The following is an 11,221-nucleotide window of genomic DNA, read 5'->3' on the forward strand; positions in this document are numbered from 1 at the left end:
TGTCAGAGGCGTTGGATAGCGCTGGCGGCATGGATTTGCCTCTTCCGATTCTGGCCTTGTCTGCCGCCGCGGTTGCCGGCGCAGCAGTTGCCTTTCCCAAACTGAACGCCCGGTTGGCGCTTTCGCGGGCCAAACACCGCTCGCTGACCGGTCATTCCAAGTTGTCCAGGACCGTTGCCCGGCTGCTGCCGTTCTACGAGTTCGATAACAATGACTTCTTCGGTTCCGACGGCGCGCCGCGCGAAGTCGTCAAACAAAGGCGGGAAGCCTTCTTTCGGCTCGCCCGCCTTTATGAAGAACGCTACGCCAAGGGTCGACAACTGACCGCAGACGCGTCGAGCCGAATCTCCGACCTGCGATTCACCGAGACCTATCGGGTGCCCTTTCAGTACAGCCGGATGGTGCGGGAGCATCTTTCGACCAGCGCCTTCATGCAGTCCTCGTGCGGCGTCACTGTCACCGACGTCGATGGCAATGTCTTCTACGACCTTGCCGGCTCCTACGGCGTCAATATCTTCGGCAACGATTTCTACAAGGATTGCATCGCCGCCGCGGAAAAGCGCGCCCATGCGTTGGGGCCGGTGCTCGGCCCCTACCATCCCGTGATTACGGACAATGTGCGCCGGCTCTGCGAGATTTCCGGTCTTGACGAAGTCTCGTTTCACATGTCCGGCACCGAAGCCGTGATGCAGGCGGTGCGGCTCGCCCGCTATCATACGCGCCGATCGCATCTGGTTCGCTTCGCCGGAGCTTATCATGGGTGGTGGGGCGACGTTCAGCCTGGCGTGGGCAATCCAATTTCTCCGCACGAAACCTATACTCTTGCCGACATGTCGGAGCGGACGCTCCATGTCCTGAGGACGCGGCGCGATATCGCCTGCGTTCTCGTGAACCCCTTGCAGGCACTTCATCCCAACGGCAATGCACCGGCTGATTCCGCCCTGGTCGACAGCTCTCGCAAAAGCCAACTCGACCGCGCCGCCTACGGAGAATGGCTGAAGCGGCTGCGCGAGGTCTGCACCGAGCGGAGCATCGTACTGATCTTCGACGAAATCTTCGTTGGCTTCCGTCTTGCCGCCGGGGGCGCGCAGGAATATTTCGGCGTCCGCGCCGACATGGTGACCTATGGCAAGAGCCTCGCCGGCGGTCTTCCCGTAGGTGCGGTCTGCGGTCGTAAGGATCTGATGCGACGCTTCCGCGACGATCGTCCCGCCGACGTCTGCTTCGCCCGCGGTACTTTCAATTCGCATCCCTACGTCATGACGGCGATGAACGAGTTCCTGAGTCGACTCGCCGATCCGAACTTCCTGTCGATTTATGACGGCCTCGATGAGACCTGGAACGGACGCGCCAAGCAGCTGAATGACCTGCTGAGCGCGCGAAACCTTGCGGTGCGGGTTAGCAACCTGTCGTCGATCTGGACGGTGCACTATACTGAGCCGTCCCGCTACAACTGGATGTTTCAATATTATCTGCGGGCCGAAGGGCTCGCCTTGAGTTGGGTTGGTACCGGTCGTCTGATCTTCAGCCTGAATTACAACGACGCTGACTTTTCCGTAGTCGCCGATCGCTTCGTGACGGCGGCCGAAAACATGAAGCGGGATGGCTGGTGGTGGCACAGTCCTTCGCTCACCAACAAGAGCGTACGCCGGCAAATCCTGAGGGAGATGATCACGCGACGACGGCCGCGGTAAGCCAGCGACCGTCGTCGTGCGGATCATTTTCAGTTCGAGCGCGCTTTACGCACTTGTACTTGTCCAAGGCCTGGATCGATCAACTCGCCCTTCATCAAATACAGCGGTGCTTTGTAGTATAGTTTGAGATCGTTAAACGGGTCAGTCAGGATCTTGGTCATCCACACAAGACCGGTCTCGACATCGCGAATGAAGAACAAATGAACGGTTCGAAACAGCACGCCGCCAATTCCAATTGCGAGCCATATCTTGGCGACTTGCCGCATGAAATCAGCCGGCGAGGCCCATGGCGTAAAGACACCAAACAGTGTCGGGTCGAAGAAGAGAACCAGCGGCGAAAGCGCCCAGATGGCCATCAGAACGATCTTCCGATTCAAATTATATCCGACCTTGATATCCTCCTTGTGGTCGTGAGTCGTCTGATTGACGTGGTCATAACCTTTCGGCTCGAAGAAGAAATGACCCGCCTGCCTTGTGGTCATAGAGAACAGCCAGCCGACCAATGCGGCGGCAACCGGATCGACGAATAGCAATGCATATGCAACGAGAAAGCTGAAGGCGCTGACAAAGTGCAGGCTCTGGTTGATGCGGCTGTGATGGTAAAAGCGATGGTCATCCCACCGTTGAGTGCGCAACTGCTCTCGAAAGCTCATATTCATTCTCTGTCCAGAATACGGTTTATTCGGTTTACAAGGATTCGATGTACGCAAGATGACATTATGCAAATGTCACAAGACGCGTCGCGAGGATGCGCTCGCGCGGACCTCTATCGTCTAATCAGGCGTGACTGTCGTCGTGGTTTTTCGAATACGGAGCAGCGAGAAGTGGCCGAGCGGCGGTATCGGCCGGTTCTCCACCAATTCCATTTCGGCTGCACCTGCCAACCATTGCGCATAGCGCGACCAGGTGAATTCGGCTGTCCGAAAGCCGAGAGGACGTACCACGGGCTGCAATCGACGCTCGATGAAGCGGCGCACCCCGGCATCGGCGCTGATCCGAGTCAGGATTATCAGTTCGCCGCCCGGCCGTAGCACGCGAGCGAACTCATCAAGGGCTGCTTCCGGGTTCGGTACCGCCGTCACAACATATTGCGCCATCACCACGTCGAATGAATTGTCCGGAAATTCGAGCTTCTCCGCATCCATGACCGCGAGTTCTTCGACGTTCTTTAGACCGAGATCATTGACCCTGCGTTTCGCCTTTTGCAACATCGCTTCCGAAATGTCGGTACCGAAGATGCGAAGGTGGGATGCATATTGCGGCAGCGAGATTCCCGTGCCGACGCCAACCTCAAGCACGCGCCCGCCGACCCTGTTGGTTGCCTGAATAGCCGCCTTGCGACCCTTGCTGAACACGCCGCCAAACACGAAGTCGTAAACCGGAGCCCAACGATCGTAAGCCTGCTCAACCGTCGCACGGTCGAAGTCCAACTTCTCGACGTCATCCAGCTTAAAGATTTCTGCCATGATAATTTCGATTTCCTCTTTCTCGCCTGGTTAGCCCTGCGCAGCACTGGGCGCCATCAGGCGGCCGCGAGGTCGCAATGAACGGCTCGGCTGCAATGCACTAAGATTGCCGATGAACTGCCTTGCGCTATTTTCCCAGGAGCGTTGCAAGGCAAAATCCCTACAAGCCTCGCGTGAAATCCTGAGTGCGCGGATGCAGGCGCTTCTTAAGTTCATATCCAATGCACCAACCGGAAAATCGGCAATCACATCGAGCGGACCGGTAACCGGAAATGCAGCAACAGGCGTGCCACATGCCAGCGCCTCGAGTTGCACAATGCCGAATGTGTCCGTCAGGCTTGGAAAAACAAAGACGTCAGCCGCGGCCAAGTGCGCGCTGAGTTCACGACCAGTCTTCTCGCCCAGGAACTTGACTTTCGGAAACCGGATTTCCAGCTCCGGCTTCTGTGGCCCGTCGCCGACCACTACCTTGGATCCCGGTAAGTTCAGCGAAAGAAACGCGTCAAGGTTCTTTTCGACCGCTACACGACCTACGCTCATAAAAATAGGTCTCGGCAAATCGAGCTCGGACGCACCATCGGGCGTGAATAGCTCGGTATCGACCCCTCGCGTCCAGGTTCCGAGCTTTTTGAAGCCTCTCGCGGTCAATTGCTGCCTGAGCGAGGAAGTGGCAACCATCGTCATGGCCGCAGCCGCATGAAAATGCCGGAGTACCGCATAGCTCATCGACAACGGGATGATCGAGCGTGCGGCGATGTATTCCGGGAAGCGCGTTGTATATGAGGTTGTGAAGGCCAGCTTCCGACGACAACAATAATCTCGCACCATCCAACCGACCGGTCCCTCGGTCGCGATGTGAATGGCATCCGGTGACGCCGCTTCTATCCTACGGGCAATTTCGCCGCGGCTTGGTAAGGCTACTCTCAACCCCGGATAGGTTGGAAGAGGCACTGACGGAAAGCCTTCCGGGGTCAAAAATTTGATGTCAGCTCCAAGCGCCGACGCGCTGCGGGCCAGCGACGTTAATGTGCGGACTACGCCGTTAACCTGCGGATGCCAGGCATCGGTCGCCACCAGAATTCGCATCGAGGTCTCGAGTTTTGTGATTCTCAATTCCACGACGTTCGCCCAACGATGTTTCAAGCGTATGACGCATCGACAATGGACGGTCCATCTTCCAATGCGACATTCTATCGAACATCACGGCCATTAGCTTTGCGGAGCTTTCGCTAATGGTCTGCAACTTAGACGAGCCTGCGACCTTGACCGGTCATCCAAGGCCGCAGAGACGGTTCCGAGATAAGCAAAGATCTATGCCTGCATGAAATCTGGCTGTCACGAATCATCAGTAGATCACTTCTTGGACGCTAGGTCCTCCGACCCCTTTGGGCCAGCCGCTCCCGACTTGCCCGGTGCAGCGGCTGCGCCGGGCCTTTTCTTTTGAGGCGGAACCGTGAGGCGATGGGTGACGAACGCTTCGTCTCCATTGAAGGCTTCCAAAACCTCACCACAGAGCGGGCATCGGAATTCGCCGCCTTGATTGGGCAACGACACCAACTCTAGTCGCCGGAACCCGGCTCCGCACTTCGTGCAAGCGACATCGGTTTGTCTCATGGCGCCCCTGTGTTTTATGATCGTCACAATCGCTGTCACTTCTGATGATATGCTATCGCCCTTCATAAGGTGAAAGAAAAAGCATGACGCGCGGAGACGATACGTGGTGAGCACACCAGCGGATTTCTCTGCGGAAATGGGTACGCGGGTCACCGCGCATGCCCTGTATATTGGAGACCGGATCAACACGGTGGGGTTCGAAGGCGAAGTGCTTTCGGCTCTTCCCCTCGCGATCCGGATTGGTGAGGCTCGTGTCGCTGTTTTGTTTCGCTACGGCGTCGCGGTGCTGATCGGCCTTTCACCCGAAGAAGAAGTCAACTTTTTGGAAGCGTTGAAGCCCCGGATCGGTGGCCAGCTCGCGCGTTTTGAGGAAGAAGCAGCGATTGTCACGATCACTAGTGAAACCGAGGATCAGGTTCAGGCGGGAGGTCCGCTTCAGTTGCGGGACATGTCGCCCGACAGGCTTTTAGTCGTTGCCGATGCCCTTGCGAAGAGCGTTGTGCTTGCCCATGACGAACGCGAAGTGGCAAAAGTGTTCGAGATCATCGAGCCTTTTGCAAAAGAGTTGGCAGATCGCGGACGTACTCGGCGTAACCGAAAAGGGATGCTGAAACTGCTCGGAAATGCTCTGCTGGTACAGCACCGTGTATCAGGCCGCGTTGCGGTAGCGGAAAAGCCGGATGTTTTGTGGGACCGTCCAGATCTGGAGCGGCTTTATGCACGGCTCGAAGACGAATACGAACTAAAAGAGCGCGTTGATGCGCTCAATCGGAAGCTCGCCGTAGTGGCCGAAACGGCCAACACTCTCGCTGACATCATCGATACACGCCGATCGCTGCACCTTGAACTTATTATCGTCGTGTTGATTGCGGTCGAGATTATCGTCACCTTTTATCAAATTTATGCTGCTGGAGGCCATTGATCTGCTGTTAACTCCGCTTCCCGAGGCCGCACCATCCCGATCGGTTCGGAAGCTCGCCAGCAAAGGAGCCGCGAACAGTGCAGCCGGCCTTTTGGAGACCTCAGTAAGCCAGGCGAGGTCGTTCGCCAGATCGTCGGTTCGACGGCACTAGCAGCTTTGTGGGGCACGCCCGAATGTCTCACAATGTCAGCCCGTTTTTTCCTCGCTCATCCGATCGGCTCCATGGCTTGCCGCGCGAGCGCTTGCTTCACCCCCTCGTCCGCTTCCATATGCGCGCGGTACGCTTTCAGCGCCGGATAGTTGCCGATTGACAGCGGCGTCTTCTCTATCCAGCGCGTCAGCACATAGAGGAAGGTGTCGGCGAAGGAACGCTGGCCGAGATACCATTCGCCGCCATTCTCGCTCAGAATGCCATTTAACCGCCCGTATTGATCGGCGAGTTTCTCATAGGTCTTGCGCTTAACCTCATCCTGCGCCGCCGCGCTCTCCGCAAACTTTGGAGTGTTGAAATGGCCTCCATAAGTCGCATGGACTTCCGAACTCATGTAGGCCAGCGCTTCGGCTTCCTTGCGGCCGAGCCGGCTACTGGGCGCATAGCCCTCCTTACCATAGGTGGCGCCGAGCCAGGCGAGGATCGCCGTCACCTCGGTCAGCACGTCCCCGTCTTCGAAGCGTAGCGCCGGCACCTGCCCCCGAGGATTGATAGCGAGATAATATTCCTTTTTCTGGTCGCCATAGGGAATGTTGTGGATTGCGACCGGGGCATCGAGCCACGCGACGGCGATGTTCGGAGAAAGCGAACAAGTGCCAGGCATCGTGTAGAGGGTCGGCATCTGATATTCTCCTTCTGTGCTTGGGTTCTGGCTGCGCGGGCCACGCTTGTCGATCGTATGCCAGAGTTCAATAATCCAGACGAAACCGTTGCTGCGCCGTTACCCTATCTCTCTTCGTAAGGAAATGGCTCATTTGGTCAGTGTCGAGGGCCTGAAAAGCGGACAGATCTACCGACCGACGGAGACAGCCACCCCACATAACTAGCATTAAAACGCCTCGCCATCAGAACGTTGAGTTTGGATTTGTCAGAGGATAAACAACCCGTGGGCACGGAGATCGAACTCAAGCTCGCCACGTCGAAAAACGGTCTGCACCGGGCAATGATGCTGCCTTGGCTAAAAAAGCAGGCCAGCGAAAGCGGCCGCAAGCAAGCACTCACATCGGTCTATTTCGACACCGACGATTTCGTTTTGCGCGAACACGGCGTCAGCTTGCGGGTACGCAAGGTTGACGGACATCGACTTCAAACCATCAAAGCCAATTCCAGTGCGCTTATAACGCGCGACGAGTGGGAAACAGCGATTGACCGCGATCAGCCAAATCTGGAGTTCGCTCGCGGCACTGCACTCGCGCCCCTACTGACTGCCGAGCTTACAGAGCGGCTGAGTCCCGTCTTCGAGACGCAGGTGGAGCGCGTGGTCATTCCCTTGCATTTTGGCAACAGCGATATTGAACTTGCCTTCGATCAAGGTCGCGTGGCCACCATGGATGCGAAGCTCGACCTGGCGGAAATCGAGATCGAATTGAAATATGGTGATCGGCGTGACGCGGCACGACTTGCAGAAAAGCTAGCGCGCAGCGTTCCCATCACGCTGTCCGTGGGTTCCAAGGCAGAGCGAGGCTATGCGTTGCTCGAGGGCACGCTGGATGCCCCTGTCTTTTCCGAGCCTGTCGTGATTGCGAAAAAGGCCAAGGTCACCGAAGCTTTTGTCGCGGTGAGCTTCGCCTGTCTGCGCCAGATCGCGGGGAACTATGGCGCTGTGCGGCACGGCGATCCCGAAGGCATTCACCAAATGCGGGTCGGCTTGAGACGGCTGCGCGCGTCGCTATCGCTGTTCAAGAAGATATTGCACGATGGCAAGGTCACCAAACTAAAACGAGAGCTGAAATGGCTCACTGGGCAGCTCGGTCAGGCGCGCGACTATGATGTTTTCGTCAGGAAAGCCCTGGTCTCGTATCGCGCTGAGCACAGGGATCGGCGCGAGCTCGAAATACTGCAGAATGAGCTCGAAAGAACCCGCAACGCTGGTTTCGCAACCGCGAGAGCGGCCGTTGACAGCGAACGTTTCCGTCGCCTTTTGCTGGACGTCGCGTTAAGGCTGCTCGATAGCGGGTATCACAACGACAGTGATGCTCTAGCGCGGGCTTTAGGTGGATGCCCGGCGCGGACGTTCGCGCAGAACGAGCTGGCGCGCCGTATCCGCAAGATCAACAAGCGGTTACGCAAGTTTAAGCAGCTTGATGGGCGTAGACGTCACAAACTGCGGATTGCAGCGAAGAAGGTACGGTATGGTCGCGAATTCTTTAAAGCTCTCCGTATCGGTGGCCGAAAATCCGGACGTAAGCTCGATCGCGCCCTGAAAAAGCTACTGAGTGGGCTCGGCGAGCTTAACGACATGCGGATGCATCAGCAGCAAGCACACGACTTCGCGCGATCCAGCCCCGCGGCTCAAAAGGCTTTCGCGATTGGCTGCCTCATCGGCCACGAGGAGGCTACTGCAAACGACGTACTTGCGGAGGTGATTGCGGCGGGGAAGCGCTTGCGGAAGACGGCATGACTTCTCTGCAGCGAACGAACCGGTCGCTTGGCTAAATCCGGAAGCCGCCGGTCTGTCATACTCCGGTCCGGTGGCTTCGTTGTAAGTCGGCCCACCTCTCGTTCAGGCGTAGTGGGCGCATCGCTGCCCTCCGACAGTAACCCTGCCTTCGAATCGGTTGATCGAAAACATGGCCGGTCGGGCTATGATTTCACATGAACTGTAAAGCGTGCTTGCAAGACAGGACCTTTATCGTCACGAACCTCAACTGCTAAAAGGCCGCCCTGACCGTCGATACGGCGGCTACGGATGGCATCCTTTGCAAGGTCAGCTAACGACAGCGCGGCTTCTTCCTGTGCAGAATGGGACGAAGCGAGCTCAAGCCCTTCATCATCCGGCATAAGGTCATCTCCATCGCGCACATCGAAATAGTAACGAGTCATCGGCAAGTCCCTGATCAATCGGATACAACTCTTAAGCGCCAGATTTGTTCGGCCGCGCGTGCGTCTGCGGGTGATAAGGTTCGCCAGGTTGGTAAACCTCGAAGACAACCGCGTCATGACGCCGTCTAGAGCCGCGGTGCTGACTACTTGGCCATCCCCGAAGCTGGTGCTCTGGCCGACGAAAGCGAGCCTATGCTTCGCTGATTACAAGGCCGCGAGCGGATTTCCCGACGATGCAGAAACGTCATCTCCTTGACTTGGCTGGTTACTACGATCGCTATCGATGCCGCGGGAAGCTCCCATGCAAAAGAAATTATGCCACGAGCGGATTGCAAAAGCGCTCGTTGAGAATGCGATCAACGATGGCTTTCTAATTTCGGTCACGGGGACGCAAAGGGTTGTCGACCGATCACGGAACTTCGCCGAAATCACCAAGGCGATGTTCAGCACCGATATGGACACGCTCACACTGAATGTCGAAAAACGGCGTGTCGGTATCATCACTCTGGCTTACGGCAACGGCGATAACGGCTTGGGTGTGATCAGCGATCACACTGACGTCCCGCACATTAACCGTTTAGTTGAGCAAACTCTGAAGGAACTGGAACCGAACTCCATGCCAAATCTGCAGAGGCCGGATTAACCTCTATCGATAATCCAGGGTGGAAAAGGCGTCCTCGTGATGGATCTTCCCCATCTCGTCATCATTCGGGCATCGCCACGCAGTGGTATGAGCAGACCGATCAAGCTCAGACGATACCACCATCCTCGCGGGTAATCACAAGCGTCGCCGACCGCGGCACCGCTGAACCGCCGGCTGGCCAGTGGCTACCAAGACGTCCTTGCGCAAACTCATCGGCGCTCGTATGCGCACCTGGGTGCTGGACGTTGACGAACATGGTGCGGCCGTCCGGCGTCGTCGTCACGCCAGTGATCTCCTGCCCCAGCGGTCCTGTCAGAAATCGACGAATCTCTCCTGTCATTGGATCTGCGCATAGCATTGCGTTGTTTCCGAACGGCTCAAAGCGGCCCTTGTTCAGTGCGCAGTCGCCGATGTCGGTCTGGATCCACAATCGGCCGTTGGCGTCGAACCACAGCCCATCAGGACAAGCGAACAGGTTGTTATCGTCCAGCGGACGCCCGGTCAGGTCGCGGCCAGAAGCCTGGTCGCCACCGATGACAAACAGATCCCAGCGGAAGCTTGTCGCTGCGTGGTCAGCGCCTTCTTCGGTCCAACGCACGATATGCCCGAAATAATTCTCAGCGCGTGGATTTGCCTTGTCGACCTCATCCGGCTTGCGCTTAACATTGCTCGTGAGACTGAAGTAGACCGCGCCGGTCGTTGGCTCAATCGCACCCGATTCCGGCCGGTCCATACGGGTGGCGCCGACATGTTTCGCCGCGGCGCGGGTGTTGACCAGCACCTCGGCCTGACTGCCGAATCCGTTTTCAGACGTCAGGCCGTTCTGACCAGCCGCAAGCGCCAGCCAGTCGCCGCTCCCGTCATCATTGAACCGCGCGACATATAGCGTTCCGTCATCGAGCAGATGGCCACCGGCGCTGGCGTTGTCATAGGGCTGCGCGCTGACGAATTTGTAAATGAACTGGAACATGGCATCGTCGCCAGAATAGCAGACCAGCGGCTTGCCTTCGGTCGCCGGCGCGAAGACAACACCCTCATGTGCGAAGCGCCCCAGCGCGGTGCGCTTGACCGGTACCGCACCGGGTCGCGACGGATCGATCTCCACCATCCAGCCGAAGGCGTTTGGCTCGTTGCGATAGTCCTCGGCCGGACTTTGCGTTTTACGCGAGGCATCGAAGCGAACGAAAGCATCGTCGCCGTTGTCGGCCAGTTCCCAATGATAGCGCGTCTTGCCGCGCGGCACCCGATACTGGCTGTGCTCCCGCGGCTGATCCGGCTTGCCTTCCTTGCTGTCGTCGTTGCGAAAATACAGCGCCCAGTTCTCCTCTGCGGCAAGATAGGTGTTCCATGGTGTCGCGCTCGACGCACAATTGCCCAGCGTACCGCGTACGCAGGTGCCGTCTGGGCTGTATTTCGTTTTGACGAAGTCGCTCCCGCGCACGGGTCCAGCCAGCTCCATCGGCGTCAGCGCGGTGACTCGCCGATTGCGAGGGTCGGCGACGGCCACCCATCGGCCACCGGCCTCGCGGCGGATTCGAACGACACTGACGCCATGCGCATTCATTTCCTTGAGCACGTCGTCAGCCGGTCGGCCGCCATCGATGAGATAAGCATCTTCGGCGCAGAGCTTGAGACCGGAGGCGGAGATGTGCATTAACCGCGGTTCGACGTATTCGTGGTTGATAACAAGCAGCCCGTCATCGGTATGGCCATCGATTGCGAAGAAGTGCATCCCGTCATGGTGACTACCTGCTGATTCCGGAGCAAGCCGCCCACCTATTCCAGGATGATGCCGCCCACCTGTTCCGATTAATTGTCGCCCAGCATTCCGATTAATCCTCGCCCAGC

Annotated in this window: 10 protein-coding genes; 4 read left to right on the forward strand and 6 right to left on the reverse strand. The window is 57.6% G+C overall.

Annotation, left to right across the window (positions count from 1 at the left end; all coding sequences use genetic code 11):
- Positions 1 to 29: 29 nt before the first annotated feature.
- Positions 30 to 1,694 carry an aminotransferase class III-fold pyridoxal phosphate-dependent enzyme gene (locus B2M20_RS12290; RefSeq protein ID WP_079447351.1) on the forward strand — a complete coding sequence of 555 codons (1,665 nt, stop codon included), beginning with the start codon at positions 30 to 32 and terminating at the stop codon, positions 1,692 to 1,694.
- Positions 1,695 to 1,723: 29 nt separating this feature from the next.
- On the opposite strand, the gene B2M20_RS12295 is transcribed toward B2M20_RS12290, so the two are convergent.
- The 3 genes from B2M20_RS12295 to B2M20_RS12305 form a co-directional block, all read right to left on the reverse strand.
- Positions 1,724 to 2,353: a hypothetical protein gene (locus B2M20_RS12295; protein ID WP_079447326.1), complete on the reverse strand. Its 630-nt coding sequence runs from the start codon at positions 2,351 to 2,353 to the stop codon at positions 1,724 to 1,726.
- A 114-nt stretch (positions 2,354 to 2,467) separates the two neighbouring features.
- On the reverse strand, positions 2,468 to 3,160 hold the full coding sequence (locus B2M20_RS12300) for a class I SAM-dependent methyltransferase (protein WP_079447327.1): 693 nt from the start codon (positions 3,158 to 3,160) through the stop codon (positions 2,468 to 2,470).
- 30 nt (positions 3,161 to 3,190) lie between these two features.
- Positions 3,191 to 4,246, reverse strand: coding sequence for a glycosyltransferase family 4 protein (locus B2M20_RS12305; protein ID WP_079447352.1), 1,056 nt, complete (start codon positions 4,244 to 4,246; stop codon positions 3,191 to 3,193).
- A 664-nt stretch (positions 4,247 to 4,910) separates the two neighbouring features.
- On the opposite strand from B2M20_RS12305, the gene B2M20_RS12315 reads away from it, so the two are divergent.
- Positions 4,911 to 5,696: an RMD1 family protein gene (locus B2M20_RS12315; RefSeq protein ID WP_079447329.1), complete on the forward strand. Its 786-nt coding sequence runs from the start codon at positions 4,911 to 4,913 to the stop codon at positions 5,694 to 5,696.
- Between the two features lie 206 nt (positions 5,697 to 5,902).
- Here B2M20_RS12315 and B2M20_RS12320 read toward each other — a convergent pair whose 3' ends face one another.
- Positions 5,903 to 6,529 carry a glutathione S-transferase family protein gene (locus B2M20_RS12320; RefSeq protein WP_079447330.1) on the reverse strand — a complete coding sequence of 209 codons (627 nt, stop codon included), beginning with the start codon at positions 6,527 to 6,529 and terminating at the stop codon, positions 5,903 to 5,905.
- A 264-nt stretch (positions 6,530 to 6,793) separates the two neighbouring features.
- On the opposite strand from B2M20_RS12320, the gene B2M20_RS12325 reads away from it, so the two are divergent.
- Entirely contained in the window at positions 6,794 to 8,308 is a 1,515-nt protein-coding gene (locus tag B2M20_RS12325; RefSeq protein WP_139372899.1) for a CYTH and CHAD domain-containing protein, read from the forward strand.
- A gap of 182 nt (positions 8,309 to 8,490) precedes the next feature.
- Here the strand turns inward: B2M20_RS12325 and B2M20_RS12330 are convergent, their stop codons facing one another.
- Positions 8,491 to 8,730 carry a DUF6894 family protein gene (locus B2M20_RS12330; RefSeq protein ID WP_079447332.1) on the reverse strand — a complete coding sequence of 80 codons (240 nt, stop codon included), beginning with the start codon at positions 8,728 to 8,730 and terminating at the stop codon, positions 8,491 to 8,493.
- Between the two features lie 301 nt (positions 8,731 to 9,031).
- On the opposite strand from B2M20_RS12330, the gene B2M20_RS12335 reads away from it, so the two are divergent.
- Positions 9,032 to 9,373 (forward strand): hypothetical protein, encoded by a 342-nt coding sequence (locus B2M20_RS12335; protein ID WP_201789022.1) that lies wholly within the window; start codon positions 9,032 to 9,034, stop codon positions 9,371 to 9,373.
- Positions 9,374 to 9,479: 106 nt separating this feature from the next.
- Here B2M20_RS12335 and B2M20_RS12340 read toward each other — a convergent pair whose 3' ends face one another.
- The gene (locus B2M20_RS12340) at positions 9,480 to 11,210 is read right to left on the reverse strand and encodes a PhoX family protein (protein WP_079447334.1); all 1,731 of its coding nucleotides are present in this window, start codon (positions 11,208 to 11,210) and stop codon (positions 9,480 to 9,482) included.
- Positions 11,211 to 11,221: the final 11 nt, after the last annotated feature.

Origin of the sequence: Nitrobacter vulgaris, from assembly GCF_002028545.1 — a bacterium.
GTDB lineage: Bacteria > Pseudomonadota > Alphaproteobacteria > Rhizobiales > Xanthobacteraceae > Nitrobacter > Nitrobacter vulgaris.